At 69.3% G+C, this 26,125-nt stretch carries 22 protein-coding genes and 1 pseudogene; 14 read left to right on the top strand and 9 right to left on the bottom strand.

The genetic code is table 11. The features are described from left to right. Positions 1–19: 19 nt before the first annotated feature. Both ACEL92_RS25930 and ACEL92_RS25925 read right to left on the bottom strand, forming a co-directional pair. Complete coding sequence (locus ACEL92_RS25930; protein ID WP_374023417.1) at positions 20–754, bottom strand: pirin family protein; 735 nt, start codon at positions 752–754, stop codon at positions 20–22. A gap of 26 nt (positions 755–780) precedes the next feature. Further along, positions 781–1,605 (bottom strand): MarR family transcriptional regulator, encoded by an 825-nt coding sequence (locus tag ACEL92_RS25925; protein ID WP_374023416.1) that lies wholly within the window; start codon positions 1,603–1,605, stop codon positions 781–783. Between the two features lie 108 nt (positions 1,606–1,713). On the opposite strand from ACEL92_RS25925, the gene ACEL92_RS25920 reads away from it, so the two are divergent. After that, complete coding sequence (locus ACEL92_RS25920; protein WP_374023415.1) at positions 1,714–2,847, top strand: dihydrodipicolinate reductase; 1,134 nt, start codon at positions 1,714–1,716, stop codon at positions 2,845–2,847. Here ACEL92_RS25920 and ACEL92_RS25915 read toward each other — a convergent pair. Further along, the gene (locus ACEL92_RS25915; RefSeq protein ID WP_374023414.1) at positions 2,844–4,259 is read right to left on the bottom strand and encodes an alpha/beta hydrolase domain-containing protein; all 1,416 of its coding nucleotides are present in this window, start codon (positions 4,257–4,259) and stop codon (positions 2,844–2,846) included. The genes ACEL92_RS25920 and ACEL92_RS25915 overlap by 4 nt on opposite strands. Further along, a pseudogene (locus ACEL92_RS25910) lies at positions 4,256–5,386 on the bottom strand (sigma-70 family RNA polymerase sigma factor). The gene ACEL92_RS25915 and the pseudogene ACEL92_RS25910 overlap by 4 nt, the downstream one beginning before the upstream one ends. Here ACEL92_RS25910 and ACEL92_RS25905 point away from each other — a divergent pair. The 4 genes from ACEL92_RS25905 to ACEL92_RS25890 all read left to right on the top strand — a co-directional run bounded on the left by ACEL92_RS25905 (position 5,379) and on the right by ACEL92_RS25890 (position 9,658). Further along, positions 5,379–6,173, top strand: coding sequence for a lysophospholipase (locus tag ACEL92_RS25905; RefSeq protein ID WP_374023413.1), 795 nt, complete (start codon positions 5,379–5,381; stop codon positions 6,171–6,173). The pseudogene ACEL92_RS25910 and the gene ACEL92_RS25905 overlap by 8 nt on opposite strands. Before the next feature lie 100 nt (positions 6,174–6,273). Further along, complete coding sequence (locus ACEL92_RS25900; RefSeq protein ID WP_374023412.1) at positions 6,274–7,023, top strand: DUF2786 domain-containing protein; 750 nt, start codon at positions 6,274–6,276, stop codon at positions 7,021–7,023. After that, the gene (locus ACEL92_RS25895) at positions 7,020–7,532 is read left to right on the top strand and encodes a TIGR04338 family metallohydrolase (protein WP_374023411.1); all 513 of its coding nucleotides are present in this window, start codon (positions 7,020–7,022) and stop codon (positions 7,530–7,532) included. The genes ACEL92_RS25900 and ACEL92_RS25895 overlap by 4 nt, the downstream gene beginning before the upstream one ends. Next, the gene (locus tag ACEL92_RS25890; RefSeq protein ID WP_374023410.1) at positions 7,529–9,658 is read left to right on the top strand and encodes a glycoside hydrolase family 3 C-terminal domain-containing protein; all 2,130 of its coding nucleotides are present in this window, start codon (positions 7,529–7,531) and stop codon (positions 9,656–9,658) included. The genes ACEL92_RS25895 and ACEL92_RS25890 overlap by 4 nt, the downstream gene beginning before the upstream one ends. 121 nt (positions 9,659–9,779) lie before the next feature. Here the strand turns inward: ACEL92_RS25890 and mymT are convergent, their stop codons facing one another. Continuing rightward, positions 9,780–9,926 carry a metallothionein MymT gene (mymT, locus tag ACEL92_RS25885; protein ID WP_073877879.1) on the bottom strand — a complete coding sequence of 49 codons (147 nt, stop codon included), beginning with the start codon at positions 9,924–9,926 and terminating at the stop codon, positions 9,780–9,782. A gap of 147 nt (positions 9,927–10,073) precedes the next feature. On the opposite strand from mymT, the gene ACEL92_RS25880 reads away from it, so the two are divergent. Next, positions 10,074–10,730, top strand: a complete 657-nt coding sequence (locus tag ACEL92_RS25880) for an O-methyltransferase (RefSeq protein WP_374023409.1) — start codon at positions 10,074–10,076, stop codon at positions 10,728–10,730. Between the two features lie 361 nt (positions 10,731–11,091). Beyond that, the gene (locus ACEL92_RS25875) at positions 11,092–11,532 is read left to right on the top strand and encodes an SPW repeat protein (RefSeq protein ID WP_374023408.1); all 441 of its coding nucleotides are present in this window, start codon (positions 11,092–11,094) and stop codon (positions 11,530–11,532) included. Positions 11,533–11,566: 34 nt separating this feature from the next. On the opposite strand, the gene ilvD is transcribed toward ACEL92_RS25875, so the two are convergent. Next, positions 11,567–13,282, bottom strand: coding sequence for a dihydroxy-acid dehydratase (gene ilvD / locus ACEL92_RS25870; protein WP_374023407.1), 1,716 nt, complete (start codon positions 13,280–13,282; stop codon positions 11,567–11,569). A 125-nt stretch (positions 13,283–13,407) separates the two neighbouring features. On the opposite strand from ilvD, the gene ACEL92_RS25865 reads away from it, so the two are divergent. The 5 genes from ACEL92_RS25865 (at position 13,408) to ACEL92_RS25845 (ending at position 19,081) form a co-directional block, all read left to right on the top strand. Next, a complete protein-coding gene (locus ACEL92_RS25865; protein WP_374023406.1) occupies positions 13,408–13,698 on the top strand; it encodes a metal-sensitive transcriptional regulator in 291 nt (96 codons plus the stop codon). A 134-nt stretch (positions 13,699–13,832) separates the two neighbouring features. Continuing rightward, complete coding sequence (locus ACEL92_RS25860; RefSeq protein WP_374023405.1) at positions 13,833–15,065, top strand: MFS transporter; 1,233 nt, start codon at positions 13,833–13,835, stop codon at positions 15,063–15,065. Between the two features lie 118 nt (positions 15,066–15,183). After that, positions 15,184–16,173, top strand: a complete 990-nt coding sequence (locus ACEL92_RS25855; protein ID WP_374023404.1) for a L,D-transpeptidase family protein — start codon at positions 15,184–15,186, stop codon at positions 16,171–16,173. A gap of 81 nt (positions 16,174–16,254) precedes the next feature. Beyond that, complete coding sequence (locus ACEL92_RS25850; protein ID WP_374023403.1) at positions 16,255–16,848, top strand: TetR/AcrR family transcriptional regulator; 594 nt, start codon at positions 16,255–16,257, stop codon at positions 16,846–16,848. After that, the gene (locus ACEL92_RS25845; protein ID WP_374023402.1) at positions 16,838–19,081 is read left to right on the top strand and encodes a molybdopterin-dependent oxidoreductase; all 2,244 of its coding nucleotides are present in this window, start codon (positions 16,838–16,840) and stop codon (positions 19,079–19,081) included. The genes ACEL92_RS25850 and ACEL92_RS25845 overlap by 11 nt, the downstream gene beginning before the upstream one ends. On the opposite strand, the gene ACEL92_RS25840 is transcribed toward ACEL92_RS25845, so the two are convergent. Then, positions 19,065–21,050 carry a M13 family metallopeptidase gene (locus ACEL92_RS25840; RefSeq protein WP_374023401.1) on the bottom strand — a complete coding sequence of 662 codons (1,986 nt, stop codon included), beginning with the start codon at positions 21,048–21,050 and terminating at the stop codon, positions 19,065–19,067. The genes ACEL92_RS25845 and ACEL92_RS25840 overlap by 17 nt on opposite strands. Positions 21,051–21,091: 41 nt before the next feature. On the opposite strand from ACEL92_RS25840, the gene ACEL92_RS25835 reads away from it, so the two are divergent. Together ACEL92_RS25835 and ACEL92_RS25830 are read left to right on the top strand one after the other, a co-directional pair. Further along, on the top strand, positions 21,092–21,751 hold the full coding sequence (locus tag ACEL92_RS25835) for a hypothetical protein (protein ID WP_374023400.1): 660 nt from the start codon (positions 21,092–21,094) through the stop codon (positions 21,749–21,751). Further along, the gene (locus ACEL92_RS25830; protein WP_374023399.1) at positions 21,748–22,431 is read left to right on the top strand and encodes a hypothetical protein; all 684 of its coding nucleotides are present in this window, start codon (positions 21,748–21,750) and stop codon (positions 22,429–22,431) included. The genes ACEL92_RS25835 and ACEL92_RS25830 overlap by 4 nt, the downstream gene beginning before the upstream one ends. A gap of 1 nt (position 22,432) precedes the next feature. Here the strand turns inward: ACEL92_RS25830 and ACEL92_RS25825 are convergent, their stop codons facing one another. Next, positions 22,433–22,957 carry an XRE family transcriptional regulator gene (locus ACEL92_RS25825; RefSeq protein ID WP_374023398.1) on the bottom strand — a complete coding sequence of 175 codons (525 nt, stop codon included), beginning with the start codon at positions 22,955–22,957 and terminating at the stop codon, positions 22,433–22,435. Continuing rightward, positions 22,954–25,995, bottom strand: a complete 3,042-nt coding sequence (locus tag ACEL92_RS25820; RefSeq protein WP_374023397.1) for an efflux RND transporter permease subunit — start codon at positions 25,993–25,995, stop codon at positions 22,954–22,956. Before ACEL92_RS25820 ends, ACEL92_RS25825 begins: the two co-directional genes overlap by 4 nt. Between the last annotated feature and the right edge of the window lie 130 nt (positions 25,996–26,125).

Below are 26,125 nucleotides of genomic sequence, written 5' to 3'. Positions count from 1 at the left end.
CCTGTCTGTCACGCACACTCTATGGGCTCGCGTCGCCTAATTTCGCGTGCATCTCCCAGACCAGTAGTTCCGACGGCTCGCTCGCCGTCACCCGTGCGCCGCCGGCGTCGGTGAACCGAACCGCGTCACCCTCCCGCACGGCGCCGACGCCCTCACAGGTGATCGCGCCCCGCGCCGCGAAGAGGTGCACATACGGCGCCGGCGGAAGTATCACCGCGTCACCGGCCTGCAACCGCGCGGCATGCAGCGCCGCGCCGTGGTTGTGCAGGGCGATGGCTCCGTCCTGACCGGGGATTCCCGAGGCGACCGTCACGAGTGTGCGGTCCGACAGGTCCGCGCCGATCTCGTACTGTTGATAGCCGGGGTCGATGCCCGCCTCGTCTGGCACCACCCACATCTGCACGAAATGCACTGGCTCCGTGGAGGAGTCGTTGGCCTCCGAATGCAGGATCCCGCTGCCCGCCGACATGCGCTGGGCCAGGCCCGGATAGATCACACCGTGATTGCCGATGGAGTCGCGGTGCGCCAATCGACCCTGCATGACCCACGTCACGATCTCCATGTCCCGGTGCGGGTGGGTGCCGAATCCGGTTCCAGGCGCGACGATGTCGTCGTTGTTCACCAGCAGAACCCCGTGGTGGGTGTTGTCCGGGTCGTAATGATCACCGAACGAAAACGAGTGCCGCGATGTCAGCCAGGGCGTGGTGGTGACGGCCCGCTCGGCCGCTCGCCGAACGTCCGCGTGGGCAGCCATGCGGCCAGCCTAATCGGCCGCCGCATTCAGGACGCGGTCGCGGCGAGCATCCCCTGGGCCTGCGCAAGCGCGGCGTCGAGCTCGGGCAGAGTCAGCCCGGCGGAGCGGCCCAGGTGGATCTCGATCTGGTACTCCGGCTGGCCGTGCGGCCCGAAGATCGGCAGCACCACGAATTCGACTGCGGACAAATCGGTTTCGAGCGCATCGGTGACGGAGTGCAGCGTCGCCATCGTCATCAGGGTGGTGAGCTGGCGGGTCACCCGTGCCGTCGGGTCCAGTGACGCCAGCACGTCAGCCAGCCGATCGTGCAGTGACTGGTGGGTGTCGTCGAACCGCCACGCGCCGTACCCGCGGGCGCGAATGTCGGCGAGCACCCGTTGGTGTTCGGCGACCTCCGCCCGGCTCAGCCGCGGCATCACCCGATGCAGCCAGGCCCGGACGAATTCGTCGTCGCGCCAGGCCATGGCGACCAGGCCGAACGGCGGGTCGATGGGGAAGCGCTGGCCGACGGCTTGCCCGCCGTCGGTCCCGTGGCCAACCGCGTCCACGGTGGTCAGGTGCCGCTCGCCGATCCTGGACATGGAGCAGCCCGCCCCGAGCGTCGCATGCAGGAACCTAAGGGCGCCGCGGCCCCGGTCCAGCAGCGGGAACTGCGCCCGCAGCCCGTGGACGAGGCCGAATAGGCCGCTACCCAGCACGTAGCGGCGATCTTCGTGGCGCGCTACCCAGGCGCGTCCTTCCAGTTCGGCCAGCACGAGGGCGCAGGTGGAGGTGCTGATCGCGCAGCGCTTGGCCACCTCGGCCGACGTCAGCCCCGACGGCGAATCGGCCAGCGCAGCAAGCACGTCCATGACGCGGCCGGTCGGCGGCGACTTGGCGGTTGACGTACCGATGTCCAGCTCCCTACCATCCGTCCAAATTCTGAAAATATACATCCAAATATTAGGAGACGATCCGCGGTGATCAAGGTCGGTGTGTGGGGCCCCGGTTCGATGGGCGTGATCGCGTTGCGCGGCGTGATCGACCACCCGGAGTTGGAGCTGGTCGACCTCGTCGTGCACAGCGACGCCAAGGCCGGGCGCGACGCGGGGGAGCTGTGCGGCGTCGCGCCGGTCGGGGTGACGGCCACCCAGGACCCGTCGGCGCTGCTTGCTGGCGACGCCGACGCGGTGGTGTACGCCGCCGGCGCCAACCTGCGGCCGCTGGAGGCCGTCGGGGACATGGTCTCGATCCTGCGCGCCGGCAAGAACGTGGTGTCGTGTTCTGTTGTGCCGCTGGTCTTTCCCGACGGTGTCGACGCGGCGTTCACCGATCCGTTGCGCCAGGCCGCGCTCGACGGCGGCGCGTCGTTCTTCACCACCGGCATCGATTCCGGGTTCGCCAACGACGTTCTGCCGCTTGTGCTCACGGGCGTCTCGCGGGTCATCGAATCGGTCCGGGTGACCGAGATGTTCAACTACGCCACCTACCCGGATCGGGCCGCGGTGTACGAGATCCTGGGGTTCGGCAAGCCCCCGGAGTACCAGGCGTTCGCGGCCCAGCCGGGGATCTTCTCCTTCGGCTGGGGTCCGGTCCTGCATCAGCTCGCCGCCGGCCTGGGCGTCAAGATCGACGACATCGAGGAGAGCAACGAACGCCTTGCCGCCGCCGAGTCCTTCGACACGCCCACCGGCCACATCGCCGCCGGGACGATCGCGGCCATGCGCTCCACGCTGACCGGATACGTCGGCGGCAAGCCAACTTTCGTCCTCGACCACGTCACTCGGATGCACGACGACATCGCGCCGGACTGGCCGCAGCCCCACATCTCGATCCCGCCGAAAGACCTCGGGTACGGGCAGGCCACCGGGCGCGGCCTCTATCGGGTGGAGATCGAGGGATCGCCCAGCATGCGGTGCGAATTCGAAATGGCCGAAGACCACGACCACGACCTGGGTGCCCGCATCGCGGGCGCCTCGCGGATGGTCAACACCATCCCGGCGGTGTGCGCGGCCCCGCCCGGTCTGCTCTCGGCGCTGGACCTGCCGCTGATCACCGGCGCCGGCCTGGTCCGCCCGGTGCCGGGGCCGGCGCCGGACAGCCGGCTGTTCTAGGCCCCGTCGCCCGGATACGTCGCGTCGGCCAGCGCCAGGATCTCGGTGCGGTCCGCAGGCAGGATGAAGCGAGAGTCGATGGCCGCGTCGAGCGCGGCGGTGAAGCGCTCCAGGTACTCCGTTTTGCCGCCCGGGTAAAGGCGGCGCACCGTGTCGATGTCGAAGGGTTCGCCGGACCCGAAGATCGCGGCCATCAGGTTTTCGTCCGTGGTCACCCCGGACGTGCGCGCGATCGGTACGTCGACCCAGGGGCTGCGAATGCCGTCCCGGGCAAGGCCGTTGGCGTCGAGCACCAGCTGGGGCGACTCGGATTCGCGCATGGCTATCGGCGCGGCGGACGCCGCCGGCTCGCCGGTTCGCACCCACCCGTCAAGCGCGGCGACCGCCGCCTGCACCACGTAGTGGTGTTGCGGGCCGAAGTTGATGTAGTGGTCGAGTTGCTGACCCATCAGCATGTTGGTCGGCGCGTAGGCGGCCACGATGTCGGCGAGCGGGGCCGAACCGGAGTCGATCGGCGCCACCTGAATGGTGTAGTTGTCGGCGTGGGCGGCGCCGGGGATCTCCCAGACCCGCAGCAAGTCGTTGTCGGGCTGCCGCGCGGAGTAATAGCCCAGCGGCACATGGCCGAACAGGTCGGTTTCGGTGATGACCGTGAGCAGCGGGACGCGCAGGTCCGGACGGAACTTCACCGCCTGTTGCGGCCTGCGGGAGGACTCCAACCCTTCGATCAGCGAGACCCCGTCCAGCGGCGCGGCGGGCCCGAATCGGGAGTGCACCAAGAAGCCGTCGTAAACCCGGGCGAGCGGATCGACGGCGTTGACGTAGGTGGTGAGGAACATCGCCGACTGCGACTCGCCGATCCCGATGACCTGCTGCGGATGCAGCCCGCCCAGGATGCCGTCGCCCCGATCCCGGACGAGTTCGCCTGCGTGGGAGAAGATGTCGAACGCGAAGGCGTCGCCCGGGTGGTGCAAGCTCCCGTAGCGGGCCGGATCCTGGGTCTTCAGCGACATGTCCACCCCGAGCAGGCTGGCTCCGCCGTCAATCCCCACCTTTTGCACCGAGACGGCGACGTAGGCGTAGCCCGCCCGGACGATTTCACGGTGCGCCATCATCCAGACGGCGGGCGCGTCGATGCCGCCGCTCACGTTGAGCCACTCGACCAGCGCGGTGCCATTGAAACGGGTCGGATCAGTGGGCGTGAGAGCCACGATCCGGGTGGTGTAATCGGCTGTCTCACTTGGGATTACGTCCCAGCGACCGTCGGGCCCGAGCTCGCCCTTCGGGGTGTAGGACGAGGCCGTGCCGGAGATGAAGAACTCTTCGGCGGCGTAGCCGACGCTGCCGATGTCGAAGGCGCCCAGCAGCAGGAGCGCATTTCCGGACGCGGGTGTGACGTCGATGTATGTCATAACTCCTCCGGCAGGCCGAACTTCGCGAACAGCCTCCCGTCGAGGAACGCCACCACGTGTGACACCGTGTCACCGCGCACGTCGAGCACGTGCAGCTGGAAGGGCACGTGCCGATCGCCGGCGCGCATGTACATGGCGGCGCCGGGCTGCCCGTTGGCGACCAGCGGCAGGAGGCGCATGTCGCCGGGGTTCTCGGCGGGGCAGTTCTGGTGAATGAGGGTGACGATGTCGCGCGCACCCCGATACCAGCCGGTGTACGGCGGCATCTCCCAGATGGCCTCGGCGGTGAACAGCTCGACCAGGCGGTCGATGTCGTAGGCCTCGAAGGCGGCGATGTAGCGCGCCAGCAGGTCCTGGGCTTCCGGGGAATCCGGTGCCGCCAACCGGTCGCCCGCGCTGGGCCCGACGGCGTCGAGCTGGGACCGGGCGCGCTGCAGCAAGCTGTTGACGGCGGTCGTGGTGGTGCCGATCGCGTCGGCCACTTCGGCCGCCTTCCACTGCAACACGTCGCGCAGCAACAGCACCGCCCGTTGCCGGGGTGAGAGGTGTTGCAGCGCAGCGACAAACGCCAACCGGACCGACTCGCGCGAGCCGACGATGACCGACGGGTCGGCCGGGTCGTTCGTCAGGTCCGGGAGTGGCTCCAGCCAGGGCACCTCGTGCCGCTCGTGCAGTTCGGCGGTCGGGTCGGAGCTGGGGGCGCCCAACCCGGTCGGCAGCGGCCGGCGTTGCCTGCCCTCCAGCGCGCTCAGGCAGGTGTTGGTGGCGATGCGGTGCAGCCACGTCCGCATCGAGGACTTGCCCTCGAAGCGCTCGTAGGCCTTCCACGCGCGCAACAACGTTTCCTGCACCAGATCCTCGGCATCATGCAGCGACCCGGTCATCCGGTAGCAGTGGGCCAGCAGCTCACGACGGTACGGCTCGGCGTGCGCCGAGAAGTCACCACCGACCGGGGGGTCAAGGTCGGAGTTTGCGGCGTTTTGCGCGAGCAGTCCCACGATGGGAGAGCCTACGACAGTGTCTGGCAGGGCGACCTGCATCGGGAGCCATTACGCTGCCCGTAATGACTAGGACCGTACAGTGAACCGAGCCGAACGGAACTTCGACGGATTCGGTGGAGTGCGCATCGTCTACGACGTCTGGACACCGGACACCGCGCCGCGGGCGGTCGTGGTGCTGTCGCACGGTCTCGGCGAATATGCCCGCCGGTACGACCACGTCGCGGAGTGTTTCGGCGAGGCGGGCCTGGTCACCTACGCGTTGGATCATCGTGGGCATGGCCGTTCGGGTGGCAAGCGGGTGCTGGTGCGTGACATCTCCGAGTACACGGCGGACTTCGACAGCCTGGTGCGGATCGCCACCCGGGAGCATCCCGGCCTCAAATCCATCGTGCTCGGGCACAGCATGGGCGGCGGCATCGTGTTCGCCTACGGCGTCGAACGGCCCGACAACTACGACCTGATGGTGCTGTCGGGGCCCGCGGTGGCCGCCCAGGATCAGGTGTCGCCCCTGATGGCGCTGGCCGCCCGCGTGCTCGGTGCCCTGGTGCCCGGACTCCCCGCGCAGGAGCTGGACGTCGACGCCATCTCCCGGGACCCCGAGGTGGTGGCGGCCTACAAGTGCGATCCGCTGGTGTACCACGGGAAGGTTCCGGCGGGCATCGGTCGCGCCCTGCTTCAGGTCGGTGAGACCATGCCGCAACGGGCGCCGGCGCTGACGGCGCCGCTGCTGGTGGTGCACGGCTCCGACGACCGCCTGATACCCGTGGAAGGCAGCCGGCGCCTGGTCGAGTGTGTCGGGTCCACCGACGTCGAACTGAAGGTCTACCCCGGGCTCTACCACGAGGTCTTCAACGAGCCGGAGCGCGACCAGGTGCTGGGTGACGTGGTCTCCTGGATCACCGCCCGGCTCTGAGGCGGACGTGTCGTAACGCTCCCGTATTTTGGCGCATATGACCCGCGCCGACGACGGTGCAGTGGGGGTATCGCCCGCTTGGGGGAAGAGGAGTGGCGCATTGACCGACGACAAAATGCTGGCCCGCATCGCCGCGCTGCTGCGTCAGGCCGAAGGCACCGACAATCCGCATGAGGCGGACGCTTTCATGAGCGCCGCGCAACGGTTGGCCACGGCGTCCTCCATCGACCTGGCGGTGGCGCGGTCCCACGCGGCGAACCGATCGCCGGCGCAGGCGCCGACCCAGCGGACCATCACCATCGGAGAAGCCGGCACGAAGGGATTGCGGACCTATGTGCAGCTGTTCGTGTTGATCGCGATGGCCAACGACGTGCGCTGTGACGTGGCATCGAATTCGACGTTCGTCTACGCCTACGGTTTCGCCGAGGACATCGACGCCACCCACGCCTTGTACGCCAGCCTGGTGGTCCAGATGGTGCGGGCCTCGGACGCCTACTTGGCCTCGGGCGCGCACCGGCCGACGCCCACCATCACCGCGCGGCTGAACTTCCAGCTGGCCTTCGGGGCGCGCGTGGGCCAGCGTCTGGCGGAGGCCCGCGAGGAGGCCCGGCGCGAGGCCACCAAGGACCGCCGTCGGCCGCCGGGGACCGCGATTGCGTTGCGCGACAAGGACATCGAGCTGCATGACTATTACCGCAGCGCGTCGAAGGCGCGGGGCACGTATCAGGTCAGCCGGGCGACGGCGGGCTATTCCTCGGCCGCGCGGCGCGCGGGGGACCGGGCCGGTCGGCGGGCACGGCTGGGCAGCAGCCCCGAACTGCCCGGCGCGCGCACGCCGTTGGGCCGGTGAGCCCGGGGCGCTCCGCCAACAGGGACTCCCAACGCGCCAAGGTGTACGCGGCCGAGGAGTTCGTCCGGACGCTGTTCGACCGTGCCGCCGAGCACGGGTCGCCCGCCGTGGACTTCTTCGGTGCGCAGCTCACGCTGCCGCCCGAGGGGCGATTCGGCTCGGTTGGCGCCGCGCAGCGCTATGTTGACCAGGTGCTTGCGTTGCCGGCGGTGCGCCGCCGTTGGCCCTCCGTGGCGCCGTTGCGGGTGCGGCCGCGACGGGCCGCCACCGCGGCACACTATGAATTCCGCGATGGCACAGGTGTTATCGCGGTCCCCGACCGTGACACCGCCGACTGGGCGCTGCGCGAACTGGTGGTGCTTCACGAGGTCGCCCACCACCTGTGCCGGGCCGAGCCGCCGCACGGCCCTGAGTTCGTCGCGACGTTCGGCGAGCTGGCGGAGCTGGTGATGGGGCCCGAACTTGGGCATGTGCTGCGGGTCGTCTACGCCAAAGAGGGCGTGCGGTGAGCTCGTCGGCTGACGATGCGGATGTTCGGGCGCGTGAGGTCGAGGCCCAGCTGACCGACGACGAGCGGTTCTCGCTGTTGGTCGGCGTGATGGGGGCCGGTGACATGTGGCCGGTGCGCGACGAGCGCATTCCGCCGGGCGTCCCGATGAGCGCCGGCTACGTTCCCGGCGTCCCCCGGCTCGGAATCCCCGCGTTGCTGATGAGCGACGCCGGCCTGGGCGTGACCAATCCCGGCTACCGCCCGGGGGACACCGCCACCGCGCTGCCCGCCGGGCTGGCGCTGTCGGCCAGCTTCAATCCACCCCTCGCCCGCGCCGCGGGCGAGGTGATCGGCCGGGAGGCCCGCAGCCGCGGGTTCAACGTGCAGCTCGCCGGGGCGATGAACCTCGCGCGCGACCCGCGGAACGGGCGCAACTTCGAATACCTTTCCGAGGACCCGCTTTTGACCGCGACGATGGCCGCGGAGTCGATCGACGGCATCCAGCAACAACGCGTCATCTCGACCGTCAAGCACTACTCGCTGAACTGCAACGAGACCAATCGGCACTTCATGGACGCCGTCATCGACCCCGACGCGCATCGCGAATCCGACCTGCTGGCCTTCGAAGTGGCCATCGAGCGCGCGCAACCCGGTGCCGTGATGACCGCCTACAACAAGGTCAACGGCACCTACGCCGCCGCCAACGACGTCCTGATCAACCGGGTGCTCAAGGGCGCCTGGGGATACCCGGGCTGGGTCATGTCCGACTGGGGGGCAACGCCGTCCTGGGAGTGCGCGCTCGGCGGCCTCGACCAAGAATGCGGGGCGCAGATCGACGCGCTGTTGTGGCAGAGCGAAGCCTTCGGTGCGCCCCTGCGGGCCGCCCACGCCGACGGCAGGCTGAGCGACGAACGCCTCTCCGACATGGTCCGGCGGATACTGCGGTCGATGTTCGCGGTCGGCGTGGACCGGGCCGATGCCCAGGCCCCACCGGATCTGCCCGCTCACAACGAAATCGCGTTGCGGATCGCCCGGCAGGGGATCGTGCTGCTGAGCAACCACGGGCTGCTGCCCCTGGCGCCGGAGTCCACCGCCCGCATCGCGGTCGTCGGCGGGTACGCCAACGTGGGCGTGCCGGCCGGCTACGGTTCGAGCGTCGTCGTCCCGCCGGGCGGCTACGCGGCGGTGATACCGATCGGCGGCACGGGGCTGGAGGCCGGGCTGCGTAAGCTTTACCTGCTGCCGTCGGTCCCGCTCGACGAGCTGCGAAAGCTGTTGCCGCACGCCCAGATCGACTTCGACCCCGGCATCAGCCCCGCGGAGGCGGTGCTCGCGGCGCGCCGCGCCGACATTGCGATCGTATTCGCCGTCCGTGCCGAGGGGGAAGGGTTCGACATCGCCGACCTGTCGCTGCCGCAGGGACAGGACGAGCTGGTCGCCGCCGTGTCCGCCGCGAACCCGAACACCGTCGTGGTGCTCGAGACCGGCAACCCGGTGACCATGCCTTGGCGCGACTCGGTGCGGGCCATCATGCAGGCCTGGTACCCGGGTCAGGCCGGCGCCCAAGCCATCGCGGAAGTCCTTGCGGGGCAGGTTAATCCGTCGGGGCGCCTGCCGATCACCTTTCCGGCTGACCTGCGCCAGACGCCGCGCCCGGAACTGCCCGGCCTGGGCGCTTCGTGGGGGGAGCCGAGCACGATCGAGTACGTCGAGGGATCCGACGTCGGCTACCGCTGGTTTGCCGCCGCCAAAGCGACGCCGGCGTTCGCCTTCGGACATGGCCTGTCCTACACCAGTTTTGACTACCGGGACCTAGATGTCACGGGCGGGGACACGGTGACCGCCAGCTTCAGCGTGGTCAACGCGGGCGACCGCGCGGGGGCCGACGTCCCGCAGCTGTATCTCACCGACGGCCCCGGCGGGCCATGCCTGCGGCTGCTGGGATTCGAACGGGTGGAGCTGGAACCGGGTGCCGGCTGCCGCGTGACCGTCGAGGCGGACCCGCGCCTGCTCGCCCGCTACGACGGCGGCATGAGACGCTGGCGCATCGATGGGGGCGACTATCGGGTGGCGGTCAGCACGTCGGCGATCACACCTCAGCTGACCGCGACGGTCGAGCTCGCCGACCGTACGTTCGGGCGCTGATCGCGACGCTGCCGGCCGCATCGAGTGTGCGTTCACGGCTTTGGCGGTGCGCTCGGGGTTTCGTCCCCCGGCGTGTCGCGGCCGTGAACGCACACTCGACGCGAGCCTCAGATGGCGCCGACTACTTGACCGGGGTCAGCTCGTCGCCGCAGGTGCAGCGGTACGGCTCGCCCGATCCGGAGCAGTGGCAGGGGACCTCGATGCGAACGCGACAACCGCAACCCTCGTGGCCGCAGGTCAGCTCGGTGCCTGCTTCGTAATTTGCCATTTCACTCACCCATTTCTCTGTTGTGATCCCTTACGGCTGTGATCGACCACGCCGCTCACTATATACCCCCCATGGGTATACGTAAACGACCGCGACCGGTCCGATGCCGCCGCGGCTGGCGCCGCGCCGCGCGGCTAGCTTGGTGGGATGACCCAGAACCCAACGCCCCAAGACGTCGACGACTTTTTGAACGACACCGTGATCGGTGACGATCCGGCACTTAGCGCGGCGGTCGAGGCCAGCGACGCCGCCGGCCTCCCGCAGATCGCCGTGTCGGCCCAGCAGGGCAAGTTCCTGAGCCTGCTGGCCGGCGCTATCCAGGCGCGCCGCATCCTCGAGATCGGCACGCTGGGCGGCTTCAGCACCATCTGGCTGGCTCGCGGCGCCGGCCCGCAGGGCCGGGTGGTGACCCTGGAATACGAGCCCAGGCACGCCGAGGTGGCCCGAGCCAACGTGGAGCGGGCGGGCGTCGCCGACCGGGTGGAGGTGATCGTCGGCGCGGCGCTCGAGACGTTGCCGACCTTGAACGGCGGCCCGTTCGACCTGGTGTTCATCGACGCGGACAAAGAGAACTACGTCGCCTACCTGGACTGGGCGGTCCGGCTGGCCCGCCCCGGCGCACTCATCGTGGCGGACAACGTCGTTCGCGAGGGACAGATCCTGGATCCGCAGCACAATGCACAGGCGCAGGCGGTCCGCGAGACGTTGCAGCGGATGGGCGAGCACCCGCGACTGGACACGGCGGTGATCCAAACGGTCGGGGCCAAGCGCTGGGACGGCTTCGCGCTCGCGCTGGTGCGCTAAGGGCTGAGGTCGGCGACCGCACGCGCGTCACTGCGCCGGCGTCGACGTAGCCCAGCGCGGTCAGCTCAGGCCGAACAGCTTGGTTTCGATCGCCTTGCCGGCGTTGGCAACTCGTCGCCGACACCCCGGGTTGGCGTTTGCCTTGTGCGTCATCACCGAAGCGCGTCCCAGCGACGCCGATGCCGGCCTGCGCGACCGGAGCGTTCAGGCGGGCGTCCGCGGCGTCCATGTCCTCTCGACGCCACGCGGGCGGTCGAATCAGGCCGTGATCGAGCGTAATCTTGACGGCAGATGGATGGGTGCAGACGGCCCACAGTGCTTGTCGCACAACGGGCTTGCTGCATAACAGAAAGGTCACAAAATGAGTACAGTCCATTCATCAATCGATCACCACCCCGACCTGTTGGCTTTGCGCGCAAGCTATGACCGCGTTGCCGAGTCGATGAGTGCACACGTCACCTTCGGGCTGGCGCTGCTGACGGGCCTGTATGTGGCCGCGTCACCGTGGCTGGTCGGGTTTAGCGCCACGGGATCGCTTGCCACGTCCAACCTGATCGCCGGCATCGCCGCGGCCTTCCTGGCGTACGGGTTCGCCACGGCGCTCGACCGCGCGCACGGGTTGACCTGGACGATGCCGGTGCTCGGCGTGTGGGTCATCGCCTCGCCGTGGATCCTGCCAGGCGTCGCGCTGACCGCCGGCACGATGTGGTCGAACGTGGTCGCGGGTGCGTTGCTGACCCTGTTGGGCCTCAACGCCACCTACTTCGGCAGGCGCACGCGCGCGGCGGCCACCCACGCATAGATCCCAAACCCGTTGAGCAAGGCGGCGATCGGGGCTAGCCGCAGACCGCACCGTTCGCCGCCGTGCTCACCAGCTTGACGTACTTGGCCAGCACGCCCGTCTTGTAGCGCGGCGGTGGGGGAGTGAAACCGGCTCGCCGGGAATCGAATTCGCTCCCGTCGACCAACACGTCCAGCACCTGGTTCGCCACGTCCAGGCGGATCGGATCACCGTCGCGCAGGAAGGCGATCGGCCCGGCGTCGACCGCCTCCGGCGCGATGTGCCCCACGCACAGTCCGGTCGTGCCGCCGGAGAACCGGCCGTCGGTCAGCAGCAGCACGTCCTTGCCCAGGCCGGCGCCCTTGATGGCGCCGGTGATGGCGAGCATCTCGCGCATCCCCGGACCGCCCTTGGGGCCCTCGTAACGGATCACCACGGCGTCGCCCTTGGTGATCGTCCCGTCCTCGAGGGCGTCCAGCGCGGCCCGCTCGCCGTCGAAAACCCTTGCCGTGCCCTCGAACACGTCAGAATCGAAGCCGGCCGACTTGACCACCGCACCCTCGGGCGCCAGCGATCCGCGCAGGATGGTGATGCCGCCGGTCGGGTGGATGGGATTGTCCAGCGCCCGCAGCACCTTGCCGTCCGGGTCGGGCGGGTCGATCTCGGCGAGGTTCTCGGCGACGGTCCGGCCTGTCACCGTCAGGCAATCCCCGTGCAGCAGGCCCGCATCCAGCAGCGCCTTCATCGCCACCGGCACGCCGCCGATCTGGTCGATGTGGGACATGACGTGGCGGCCGAACGGCTTGACGTCGGCAAGGTGGGGCACCTTCGAACCGATCCGGCTGAAGTCGTCGAGCGAGAGCTGCACGTCGGCCTCGTGCGCGATCGCCAGCAGGTGCAGCACGGCGTTGGTCGAGCCGCCGAACGCCATGACCACCGCGATGGCGTTCTCGAACGCCTCTTTGGTGAGGATGTCGCGGGCGGTGATGCCGCGCCGCAGCAACTCGACGACGGCCGCACCGCTGCGGCGCGCGAATCCGTCGCGGCGGTAATCGGTCGCCGGCGGGGCCGCGCTGCCGGGCAGCGACATGCCGAGGGCCTCCGCGGCGCTGGCCATCGTGTTGGCCGTGTACATGCCGCCGCACGCACCCTCACTGGGGCAGATCGCGCGTTCGATGGCGTCGACGTCCTCCCGGGGCATGAGGCCGCGCGCGCACGCGCCCACCGCCTCGAACGCGTCGATGATGGTGACTTCGCGTTCGGTGCCGTCGGACAGCTTGGCCCGCCCCGGCAGGATCGACCCCGCGTAGAGGAACACCGCCGCCAGGTCCAGGCGCGCGGCGGCCATCAGCATCCCGGGCAGCGACTTATCGCAGCCCGCCAGCAGCACCGAGCCGTCGAGGCGCTCGGCCTGCATCACGGTCTCGACGCTGTCGGCGATCACCTCGCGGGAGACCAGCGAGAAGTGCATCCCCTCGTGGCCCATCGAAATGCCGTCGGACACCGAGATCGTCCCGAACTCCAGCGGGAAGCCGCCGGCCGCGAACACGCCTTCCTTGACCGCTTTGGCGAGCCGGTCCAGCGAGAGGTTGCACGGCGTGATCTCGTTCCACGACGACGCCACCCCGATCTGCGGCTTGGCGAAGTCCTCGTCACCCATGCCGACCGCCCGCAGCATGCCGCGCGCGGCGGCCTTCTCCAGGCCGTCGGTTACGTCACGACTGCGCGGTTTGATGTCGGTGACTCCGGTCGCATCGCGTGTAGTGGCCATCCTGCAAGTATGCGTGAACAGGCCGGACGGCAAATGTGCGGGTCATACCCGGGCGGGGTATAAAGTGGATTCGGGACGCCGGCCCGCTACGCGCGGCGGGCGCGGATGGGCAGGGGTAAGGACAGATGACGAACGCGCACGGATATTCGCAGCAGAAAGACAACTACGCCAAGCGGCTGCGACGCATCGAGGGCCAGGTGCGCGGCATCGCGCGGATGATCGAAGAAGACAAGTACTGCATCGACGTCCTCACCCAGATCAGCGCCGTCAACAGCGCGCTGCGTTCGGTCGCCCTGAATTTGCTCGACGAGCACCTCAACCACTGCGTCACCCGCGCCGTGGCCGACGGCGGGGACGACGCCGACCAGAAGCTCGCCGAGGCCTCCGCCGCCATCGCGCGCCTGGTTCGTTCCTGATTGGTGACCGAGTTGAGACCCGGATCGCGGCCCCAATAAGGGGGGAGCCGTAGTTGCGGTCCGTACGGTAGGGCAGTGTGATCGCATTAGGCGCGACAACCCAGGAACTGGGTAACCCGGCCGATACCGACCCCATGACTGCCGAAATCAACGCTGCCGCCCGAACGTGGACCCCACGGATCGCGGCCCAGCTTGTGGTGTTGGCGGCCGCCGCGTTCACGTACGTCACCGCCGAGATCCTGCCCGTCGGGGCGCTCCCGGCCATTTCCCGCAACCTGCACGTCAGCCTGGTCGTGGTCGGCACCCTGCTGTCGTGGTACGCCCTGGTGGCGGCGTTGACCACGATTCCGCTGGTGCGCTGGACCGCGCACCTGCCGCGCCGCCGGGTGCTGGTGCTGAGCCTGACCTGCCTGACCGTCTCGCAGTTGATCTCGGCCCTGGCGCCCACCTTCGCGGTGCTGGCCGCCGGTCGGGTGCTGTGTGCGATCACGCACGGCCTGCTGTGGTCGGTCATCGCGCCGATCGCGACGCGGCTGGTGCCGCCGAGCCACGCCGGCCGCGCGACGATGTCGATCTACTTCGGCACCAGCCTGGCGCTGGTCGTCGGGAGCCCACTGACCGCCGCCATGAGCCTGATGTGGGGCTGGCGCCTGGCGGTGGTGTGTGTGACCGTGGCGGCCGCAATCGTCACGGTGGCCGCCCGGGCGCTGCTGCCGGAGATGGTGCTCACCGAGGACCAGCTGAAGTGCGTGGGCCCGCGGTCCCGCCACCACCGCAACCGCCGGCTGATCATCGTCAGCATCATCACCATGGTCGGCGTGACCGGTCACTTCGTGTCCTACACCTACATCGTCGAGATCATCCGCGAAGTCGTCGGCGTGCGCGGGCCGAACCTGGCGTGGGTGCTCGCCGCTTACGGCGTCGCTGGGGTGATAGCCGTCGGCCTGGTGGCGCGGCCGCTGGACCGCAGACCCAAGGGCGCGATCATCGGCTGCCTGGCCGGCTTGACGGCGACGTTCGTGGTGCTCACCGCGCTTGCCCTGGGCGGCCGGCCCGCCGCGGCCGCGGCCCTGATCGGCACGGCCGCGATCGTGCTGTGGGGCGCGATGGCCACTGCCGTGTCGCCGATGATGCAGTCCGCGGCCATGCGCAGCGGGGCCGACGACCCCGACGGGGCGTCGGGGCTCTACGTCACGGCATTCCAGGTGGGCATCATGGCGGGCGCGCTGGCGGGCGGTCTGCTCTACGAGCGCAGCGTCGTGCTGATGCTGACCGCGTCGGCGGGTTTGATGGCCATCGCGTTGGTCGGGGCGGCCGCCAACCGTCAGGCGCTCGACGTTGCGCCGACAAGCTCACGCGATTCATAGCGAGCCAGCTCAACGGCCAAAATGGCGGTATAACGGGCCTCCGCGCGGCCGTGAATTTGTTAGCTGGCAGGCGTCCTATGCCACACTGTGTCAGGAACTCGAATGTGGAGGGATGCATATGTCGGGCTGGACGCGCGGGCGGCTGTCGGCCGCCCTGAACGCCGCCGGATTGGCTTCTGTCACCTTGGCGCTGGTGTTGAGTGCCGCCCCGGCGATGGCGGATCCGGATCCGGCCCCCGCCGACCCCGGCGCCGTGGCGGCGCCGCCCGGCCCGCCCGCACCGCCGCCCGACCCGTTCGCGCCGCCGCCCCCGCCGGCGTTGCCGTGGATGCCCCCGGCGGCACAGCCGGCGGCGGCCTCGGCCGATGGGCAGAACCCCGCCCCGTTCACCGGCACGGCGCCGTTCGGGCCTCCGTCGATCGTCCCCAAGGGCGGCTCGACCGTGGGCGTCGGACAGCCCATCATCATCAACTTCCCCGGAACGGTCGATAATGCCGACGCGGCGATCGGGGCCGTCCACGTCTCGTCGGTCCCGCCCGTCCCGGGCAAGTTCTACTGGATGACCCCGACGCAGCTGCGCTGGCGCCCGATCAATTTCTGGCCCGCGCACACCGCGGTGACCGTCGACGCCGGCGGCACCGTGACCACCTTTCAGACCGGCGACACCCTGATCGCCACGGCCGACGACGCGACCCATCAGCTGACCATCACCCGCAACGGCACCGTGGAGAAGACCTTCCCGATGTCGATGGGGATGACGTCGGGCAACCACCAGACCCCCAACGGCACCTATTACGTGCAGGACAAGAAGGCGTCCGTGGTGATGGACTCCTCGACCTACGGGGTCCCGGTGAACTCGACCTACGGCTACAAGGTGACGGTGGAGGACGCCGTCCGCTTCGACAACGTCGGCGACTACGTGCACAGCGCGCCGTGGTCGGTGGACGACCAAGGCAAGCGCGACGTCAGCCACGGCTGCATCAACATCAGCCCCACCAACGCCAAGTGGTTCTTCGACAACTTCGGTCCGGGCGACCCGATCGTCGTGAAGAACTCCAGCGGCGGCTCGTACAAAAAGAACGACGGCTCCGCCGATTGGATGAATTAGTCCTGCGTCTTTTCGCGGGGGCTTTCGCGGGCGCGGGAATTATGTATAGCATCATACATACCGTTGACCTGAGGAGCGGCGATGCGCAGTCCACGCGAGCGGATGGTCGTCTCCGCCGCGCTGCTGATCAGGGAGCGGGGCGCCCACGCCACCGCGATCTCGGACGTACTCGAGCACAGCGGCGCGCCGCGGGGCTCGGCGTACCACTACTTCCCCGGCGGCCGCACGCAGCTACTCTGCGAGGCGGTCGACTACGCTGGTGAGCACGTCGCCGGGATCATCGCCGCGGCCGACAGCGGCGCGCAGCTCTTCGACACGCTGATCGACAAGTACCGCCACCAGCTGCTCGACAGCGACTTCCGCGCGGGCTGCCCCGTGGTCGCCGTCTCGGTGGAAGCCGGTGAGGAAGACGGCGAACGCATGGCGCCGGTCGTCGAACGCGCGGCCTCGGTGTTCGAGCGCTGGACCGACCTGATTGCGCAGCGCCTCATCGCCGACGGGATACCGCGCCCGCGGGCCGCCGACCTGTCGGTGCTGGCCACCACCGCGCTCGAGGGTGCGATCGTGCTGGCCCGGGTGCGCCGTGACCTGGCACCCCTTGACGTCGTGCACCGCCAGCTACGCGACCTGCTGCTGGCCGAGCGAGTAGAAAGGACGTCCCGCGATGACCGGTGAATGGAAGTCCACGGCCTGCATCCTGTGCGAGTGCAACTGCGGCATCGTCGTCCAGGTCGAGGATCGCCGGCTGGCCCGGATCCGGGGCGACAAGGCGCACCCGGCGTCGCAGGGGTACACGTGCAACAAGGCCCTGCGGCTGGATCACTACCAGAACAGCGGCGCTCGCCTGACGTCGCCGCTGCGCCGCCGCGCGGACGGTAGCTTCAAGGAGATCGACTGGGACACCGCGATTGTCGAGATTGCCGAGGGGTTCAAGCAAATTCGCGACGCCTACGGCGGGGACAAGATCTTCTACTACGGCGGCGGCGGGCAGGGCAACCACCTCGGCGGGGCCTACAGCGGCGCCTTCCTCAAGGCCCTCGGCTCGCGGTACCGCTCAAATGCGTTGGCGCAGGAGAAGACCGGTGAGGCGTGGATCGACGGACAGCTGTACGGCGGCCACACCCGCGGCGAATTCGAGCATGCCGAAGTGTCCGTCTTCGTCGGGAAGAACCCGTGGATGTCGCAGAGCTTCCCTCGCGCCCGCGTGGTGCTCAACGAGATCGCCAAGGACCCGTCGCGGTCGATGATCGTCATCGACCCCGTGGTCACCGACACCGCCAAGATGGCCGACTTCCACCTGCGGGTGCGGCCCGGCACCGACGCGTGGTGCCTGGCCGCACTGGCCGCCGTCCTGGTTCAGGAAAACCTTTGCAACGAAGCATTTCTGGCCGAGCACGTCAATGGCGTCGATGCCGTCCGCACCGCGCTGCGCGAGGTCTCCGTGCCCGACTACGCGCAACGGTGCGGGGTCGACGAGGAGCTGTTGCGCGCGGCGGCCCGCCGCATCGGCACCGCGAGCAGCGTCTCGGTGTTCGAGGACCTCGGCGTGCAGCAGGCGCCCAACAGCACGCTCTGCTCTTACCTGAACAAGCTGCTGTGGATATTCACCGGCAACTTCGCGAAAAAGGGTGGCCAGCATCTGCATTCGGCCTTCGGGCCGCTGTTCGGCCAGTTCTCCGGCCGCACGCCGGTGACCGGCGCCCCGATCATCGCCGGGCTGGTGCCCAGCAACGTCGTGCCCGAGGAGATCCTCACCGACCACCCGGACCGGTTCCGGGCCATGATCGTGGAGAGCAGCAACCCCGCGCACTCGCTGGCCAACTCGGCGGCCTGCCGGGAAGCCTTCCAAGCGCTGGAACTGATGGTCGTCATCGACGTCGCGATGACCGAGACCGCCCGACTCGCCCACTACGTGCTGCCCGCGGCATCCCAGTTCGAGAAGCCCGAGGCCACCTTCTTCAATCTGGAGTTCCCGCACAACGCTTTTCAGCTGCGTCGCCCCCTGCTCGAGCCGCTGCCCGGAACGTTGCCAGAGCCCGAGATCTGGGCCCGGCTGGTGCGGGCGCTGGGCGTGGTGGACGACGCCGACCTGCGGCCGCTGGCCGAGGCCGCCCAGCGGGGCCGGCAGGCCTACACCGAGGCGTTCCTGACCGCGACCGCTAACCCGACGGTCGCGAAGCTGCTGCCCTATGTCCTGTACGAGACGCTCGGGCCCACGCTGCCCGACGGCCTGCGCGGTGCGGCGGCGCTGTGGGGGCTCGCCCAGAAGACCGCGCTGACCTATCCCGACGCGGTGCGCCGCGCCGGCCACGCGGACGGCAACGCACTGTTCGACGCGATCCTCGACACCCCGTCCGGGGTGACGTTCACGGTCCACAACTACGAGGACGATTTCGCGTTGATCAGCCACGCCGATCACAAGATCGCGCTGGAAATCCCGGAAATGCTCACCGAATTGGCGGCGCTGACCCAGGCGCCGCCGCGGCTCACCACGCGTGAGTTCCCGATCGTGCTGTCGGTGGGCGAGCGCCGCGCCTACACCGCCAACGACATCTTCCGCGACCCGTCCTGGCGCAAACGCGACGCCGACGGGGCGCTGCGCGTCAGTGTCGAGGACGCCCAAACCCTCGGGCTCGCCGACGGATGCCGCGCCCGCGTCAGCACGGCGGCCGGCAGCGCCGAGGCCACCGTCGAGATCACCGAGACCATGCTGGCCGGGCATGCGGCCCTGCCCAACGGTTTTGGCCTCGACTACGTCGACGCCGACGGGCAGACCGTGATACCGGGCGTCGCCCCGAACGCGCTCACCTCGACGGAATGGCGCGATCCCTACGCCGGCACGCCGTGGCACAAGCACGTGCCGGCCAGGATCGAGCCGGTGGGCGTGCCCGTCAGTTCCAGATCCTGACCCGCCGCCGCGGCTCGAGGAACAGCGCGTCGCCCTCGGCCACCCCGAACGCCTCGTAGAAGGCGTCCATGTTGCGGACGACGCCGTTGCAGCGGAATTCCGGCGGCGAGTGCGGATCGGTGGCCAACCGCCGGATCGCTTCGGCCGGACGGGATTTGGTGCGCCACACCTGCGCCCAGCCGTAGAACACCCGCTGCACGCCGGTGAGGCCGTCGATGACGGGCGCGGGCTGTCCGTGCAGCGACAGCTGATAGGCCAACAAGGCGATCGACAACCCGCCCAGGTCGCCGATGTTCTCCCCGACGGTGAACGCGCCGTTGACGTGGTGCCCGGCGTCCAGCCCGCGCGGCGTGTACACCTCGTACTGCTCGATCAAAGCCTTGGTGCGGGCTCCGAATTCGGCGCGGTCGGCGTCGGTCCACCAGTCCACCAAGTTGCCGTCACCGTCGTACTTGGCGCCCTGGTCGTCGAAGCCGTGCCCGATCTCGTGCCCGATCACCGCGCCGATCCCGCCGTAGTTGGCGGCGTCGTCGGCCTCGGGGTCGAAGAACGGCGGCTGCAAAATAGCCGCGGGGAAGACGATTTCGTTCATCCCCGGGTTGTAGTAGGCGTTGACCGTCTGCGGCGTCATGAACCACTCGTCCTTGTCGACCGGCCCGCCGAGCTTGGCCAGCTCACGGTCGTGGTTGACCGCATAGCCGCGCCGAAAGTTGCCGTAGAGGTCGTCGCGGTCGATCACCAGCGCGGAGTAGTCGCGCCACTTCGCCGGGTAGCCGACCTTGGCGACGAACTTGTCCAGCTTGGCCAGGGCCCGCTCCCGGGTCTGCGGCGTCATCCAATCCAGCTGGTTGATCGACAGTCGGTAGGCCGCCTTCAGGTTGTCCACCAGCGTGTCCATGCGCGCCTTGGCCCCGGGCGGGAAATGCCGCTCCACATAAAGCTTTCCGACGGAATCGCCCATCAGGCTCTCCACCAGCGACACGGCCCGCTTCCAGCGTTCGCGGATCTGCTCGGCGCCGGTGAGCAGGCGGCCATAGAAGTCGAAGTCCGCGGCGACCAGCTCGTCGGTCAGCCAGGACGCCCGCGCGCGGATCAACCGCCAACGCGCCCAACGCTTCCAGTCCTCCAGGTCACCGCTCGCCCACAGATCGGCGAATGCGGTGAGGTAATCCGGTTGCCGCACAATGACTTCGGCGAAGGACTGCGGTGAGCCGCCCAGCGCGGTCGCCCAGCCGGCCCAGTCGAAACCCTTGCCCTCGGCCTGCAGGTCCGCGAAGGTACGCAGGTTGTACGACAGCTCGGCGTCGCGGCGCTTGACCACGTCCCAGTGCGCGGCGGCCAGCTTGGCTTCCAGTGCCACGATGCGGGCCGCCGTCTCCTCGTGTGCCTCCGCCGGGCCGCCGTACACCAGGGCGAACATCCGGGCGATGTGCCCGGGGTAGGCCGCGAGCACCTCGGCGTGCTGCTCGTCGCGGAAATACGACTCGTCGGGCAACCCGATGCCGGACTGGGTGACGTGCACCAGATACCGGGCCGAGTTCTTGGCGTCGGTGTCGATGTACATCGCGACGCCGCCGCCCACCCCGGTGCGCTGCAGCGCACCCACCGCGGCCGCCAGCGCGTCGGCGTCTGCCGCGTCGTCGATGGTGGCCAGCTCGTCGAGCAGGGGTTGCAGGCCGCGCCGCTCGATGGCCGCCTCGTCGAGGAAGCTGGCGTACAGGTCGCCGATGCGCTGCCGGTCGGTGCCCGGGGCGGCGCCGGTCCGGCTGGCCTCGACGATCAGGTCGCGCACCTGCTCCTCGGCGCGGTCGAACAGGTGACGGAACGCGCCGTCGGTGGCCCGGTCCGCCGGTATCTCGTATTCGGCCAGCCAGCGGCCGTTGACGTGCCCGAACAGGTCGTCTTGGGGGCGGGTGTTGGCGTCGACGTGGCTCAGGTCGATGCCCGAGCGGATGGCTCCTACAGTCACCCCGCCATCCTTCCATCTCTGCCGGGTGCGACGATCGGGCCATGTCCGAAGGCCAGCGAACCGAGCCAACCAACGAGCAAGTTGCAGAGGCGGAGGACGCCGAGGCCGAACAGGCCGGTGACGACGATGCCGCCGGCGGCCCGATGTTCTCACCGTACGGCATCGCGTCGGCCGTCCTCGGGGTGCTGTCGGTGGCGGCGATCGCGTTCGGGTTCTTCCTGTGGTCGGGGCACCGCGACGACACCGCCGAGCGCCGCTACCTGTCCCGCGTCATGCAAACCGCCGCCGAGTGGACGGGGGTGCTGATCAACATGAACAGCGGGAACGTCGACGCGAGCCTGCAACGACTGCACGACGGGACGGTCGGCGAACTCAACACCGACTTCGACGCGGCCATGCAGCCCTACCGGCAGGTGGTGGAGAAGCTGCAGTCCAAGAGCGCCGGGCGGATCGACGCGGTGGCCATCGAGACCGTGCACCGCGACCTGGACACCCAGCCGGAGCGGCCGAGGCCGCCAAGAGAAATAGTCACCACCAAGCTGCCGCCGTTCGCCAGCCGGCTGGACGCGGTGATGCTGGTCGCGACGTCGGTCAGCGAGAACGCCGGCGCCAAACCGCAGACCGTGCACTGGAATCTGCGCCTCGACGTGGTCGACGTGGACGGCAAGCTGATGATCTCGGGGCTGGAATCGATCCGATGAGAAACCTCTGGCGCCTGCTGGCGTTCGACATCCTGGCCCCGCTTGCCGCGATCGCGGCGTTGCTGGCGATCGGGCTCGTCCTCGGCTGGCCGCTGTGGTGGGTCTCGGCGTGCTCGGTGCTTGTGCTGCTGATCGTCGAGGGCGTCGCGGTCAATTTCTGGCTGCTGCGCCGGGATTCGGTCAGCGTCGGCACCGACGACGACGCGCCCGGCCTGCGGTTGGCCGTGGTCTTCCTGTGCACGGCCGCGCTGGTGGCCGCGGTGGTCACCGGTTACACGCACTGGACGCGGTCGGACCGCGCCTTCAAGGACGATTCCCGCGACGTGGTTCGGGTCGCCACCGGGATGGCGGAGGCGATGGCGTCGTTTACCCCGGGCGCACCGGACAGCTCCATCGACCGGGCCGCGGCGCTGATAGTCCCCGAGCACGCCGCCGCCTTCAAAGAGCAATACACGAAATCCAGCTCCGAACTGGCCCAGCACAACGTCACCGCGCAGGCGGCCACGCTGGCGGCCGGGGTCGAGGCGCTGGGACCGACGGCGGCCAGCGTCGCGGTGATCCTGCGGGTCACCCAGAACGCGCCGGGCCAACAGCCGAGCCAGTCGGCGCCCGCGCTGCGGGTGGCGCTGACCAAGCAAGGCGACGCCTGGCTGGTGTCGGACGTGCTTCCGATCAGGTGAATCAGTTGGATTCGGCCGAGCGGGCCGACTTCACCTTGACGAACCGGTCCGACAGCCGGCGCATCCGGATCATCAGCGCCGCCGACGGGCTGGTGGTGCCGTCCAGGTAGGCGGCGAGCTCGGCGGCGCTCACCCCGATGCGGGAGGCGAATTCCTGCTCCGCCAGGCCGGATCGGTCGATGAGCAGCCCCACGTGGCGGGCCACCTCCGCGCGTTCGTTGGCTTCCAGGTGGGTGCGGGCGCGTTCCAGCACCTCCCACAGTGCCTTGGAGATGCCGTAGGGCCGGGTGCCTTCGAGCACCTCTTCGACCTGGCGGGCGGTCCGCCCGTACGGGTCGCGCTTCAACGCGGCGGCGATCCGCTTCCAGGTGGCGATGTCGCCGCCCTGCAGCGCCGCACGGATGGCGGAGGTGGGCCAGAACTCCACCGGCTGGTCGGGATCCTGGGCCGGCGCGGCGTCACGCCCGCGCGGCTCGGTCGCCGGACGGTCGGGCGCTGCGGGGCCTCGGTCAGGTGCCAACGTCACCTCGCCTCCTCCAGCATCGCTACGGCCACCGAGAGGCAGCGCTGCCTGATCTCCTCCCAGTCCGAGTGGGCGTCGGCCTCCGACCCCTGCTCGTCATTGAAATCACAGGGATCCGGATCGGCGAGTCGACGGACCAACTGGGTGGCGATCCATTGCCGCCTGGGCGACTGACAACAGTAGTACCTGTCCATGCCGGCCAGCACCACAGCGGCGGTCTCGGGCTCCAACGTCTCAACCATATCCGCAAAGTCGGCGTAATCGCGGCGGCTGTTACGGCACATGATGAGGTAGCCCTTGAGGCGCAGCGTCTCGGCGCCGGTCGGGACCAGCAGCCGGTCGCCGGTGGGCAGCTGCACGTGGGTGGTTTCCACCGGGCAGCGGCGCTCGTAGACGGGCCGGTCGGCGTCGGTCTCGCTCTCCAGCGCGTCGATGGCGACCGAGAGCCGCCCCCGCCACAACGTCACCGGGTGCACGGGCCGGTCCGTCCCGACGATCGCCTTGGCGATGCCGTTGCGCGACGTCAGCCCGCCGACCCGTTTTCTGGTCCCCGGGGTGCCGTTGATGTGACCGTTGCTGCCGTTCTTCCGGTCATCACCGGCCCCGACGCCGGCCTTCACGTCGTCGATGTTGACCTGGTGGGGGATCTGACCCGGGTCCCGGCCGCGCTCGGCGTCGGCTCCCTGCGGCTGGACGCCCTGCCTTTCCTTCCCGTTGCGCCCGCAGCCGGTGAAGGCCAGCGGGTCGGTCACGCAGATCGCATCGGGCGCCAGATGCTTGAGTTTGGCCGCTGACTTGAGCACCATCCGCAGGTCGGCGTTGGGCGCCGTCAGCGCCGAGATGTCGTCGGGGATGACCACCACGTCGGCCAGGTCGACCGCGGGCAACGGCCGGTCGAAGTCGACCGACGGCAGCACCCGGGACAGCCACGGCGGCAGCCACCAGTTCCACTGGGCGAACATCGCCATCAACGCCGGCACCAGCACCAGCCGGACCACCGTGGCGTCCACCGCGATCGCCACCGCGCAGGCCACGCCGATCTCGGCGACCAGCGGCATGCCGGCGAACGCGAACCCGACGAAGACCGCGATCATGATCAGGGCTGCGCTGGTGATGGTGCGCGCGCTGGTGCTCACGCCGTACGCCACGGCGTCGCGGGTGTTGCCGGAGTGCAGGAAGCGTTCGCGGATGCGGGTCAGCAAAAAGATCTCATAGTCCATCGACAACCCGAAGGTCATCGCGAGGACCAACGGGGGGACGGTGCTGTCGATCGAGCTGATCTGGGCGAAGCCGAGGTCCTTCAGCCAGCCCCACTGGAACACCATCACCAGGCTGCCGTAGGCGGCCGCGACCGACAGCAGGGTCATCAGCACGCCCTTGAGCGCCAGGAACACCGAGTGGACCGACACGAGCAGCATCACGAACGCGATCAGCGCGACGATGGCCAGCACCAGCGGCTCGGTCTTGGACACCTGGTCGTCGAAGTCCTTGATCAGCGCGGTCGGACCGCCGACGTCCACCCGTGCGGTTCCCCGGTCGGGCACCTTGGGCAACTGCGCGCGCATCCAGCCGACGGCCTCGCGGGCCCGCATGTCCTCGGGGTCGACCGACAACACCGCCGACAGCATGGCGCTGCCGTTGTCCTCGGCGAACTGCGGCGGCGCGACGGAAACGATGTTGGGCGCCTGCGTCATTCGCTGCTGGACGGCGGCGATGGTCTGGCCGTGCTCGGGTGAGGCGGCCCCGCCGTCGGGGAAGGTGATCAGCACCCGGATCGGACCGAGCGCGCCGGGGCCGAGGGCCTCGGCCGCCGCGCCCACCCCGGCGCGGATCTCGTGCGACGAGTCGAACTGGCGCAGCAGGCTGTTGCCCAGCACCATCGACGACGCCGGTGCGGCCATGACGAGCAGGACCAGCGACGCCCCCAGCGCCGACATCCACGGCCGCCGCATGACCCAGCCGATCCAGCGGTTCCAGAACCGCGATTGGCCGCCCTCCGGTCCGCGCGACCAGTGCAGGAACGCCGACCGCTTGGCGGCCGACCGGCCGAATGTCGCCAGCGCCGCCGGGGTCAGCGTGGTCGACGTCAACATCGCGACCGCGACGGCCAGGATGGCCCCGGTCGCCATCGATTTCAGCGCCGGGGTGTTGATCACGTAGATGCCGGTGAGCGAGGCGACGACCGTCATCCCGGACAGCACCACGGCCAGCCCCGAGGTCGCCATCGCCGCGTCGACGGCCTCCTTCGGCTCGCGGCCGGAGCGCAGCTCCTCGCGGAAGCGCATCAGGATGAACAGCGAATAGTCGACGGCGAGCGCGATGCCGAACATGGACACCGTCGAGGTCACGAACACCGACATGGTGGTGTAGGCCGACAGCAGGTAGACCAGGCCCATCGTGACCACGACCGTGCAGACGCCGAGGGCGAGGGGGATCGCCGCCGCGGCGAGCGAGCCGAAGACCGCGAGCAGCACGATCAGGATCACCGGCAGGTTCCAGCGCTCGGCGGCGGCGATGTCGTGCTTGGTGTTCTGCGCCGCCGCGGCCGACAGCGCGCCCTGCCCGATCACATACAGGCGCACCCGGCCGTCCGCGGTCTGCCCGGCCTGATCACCCTTGACGCCGACCTTGGTGCGCAACTGCTTGGCGACGTCGCTGGTGTTGCGGGAGTCCAGCCGCAGCGACAGCACGTATGGCCGGTCGGGCTGCGGCGGCCGCTGGGTGGGGTTGGGCACCTCCGAGACGCCGGGGACCTCGGCGGCGGTGCGCCTCAGCAGCGCGACGGCGTCGTTGATGTCGGCGTAGCTGGCATCCGGTCGCGGCGCCGCGACCAAGGCGAGCGAGGACGAACCCTGGTCGTGGTACAGCTCCTCGAGCTGGTCGTGGACGAACAGCGACTGCGAACCGGCCACCTCGAAACCGCCGCCGGTCAGGTTCCCCGATTGGGTCAAGGCGAGATAGACCGCCGGAACCAATGCCAGCAACCAGCCTGTGAAGACCAACCAGCGGTACTTACGCAGGCTGCGGCTGAGGCGCATCATTAACTGCTGGATTTCTTCACTCCCCGTGTTTCGCTTACGCGTGCTGGCGAGGATACCGCAGCGGGCTGTGGATGATGTCAGCTTTCGGGTTCCTGAGCTGCAACGACAGGCTTGTTGCCAAGACGCTGCC

The organism is Mycobacterium hainanense (assembly GCF_041890355.1).
Classification (GTDB): domain Bacteria; phylum Actinomycetota; class Actinomycetes; order Mycobacteriales; family Mycobacteriaceae; genus Mycobacterium; species Mycobacterium hainanense.
This window is presented reverse-complemented; position numbering and strand designations above follow the sequence as displayed.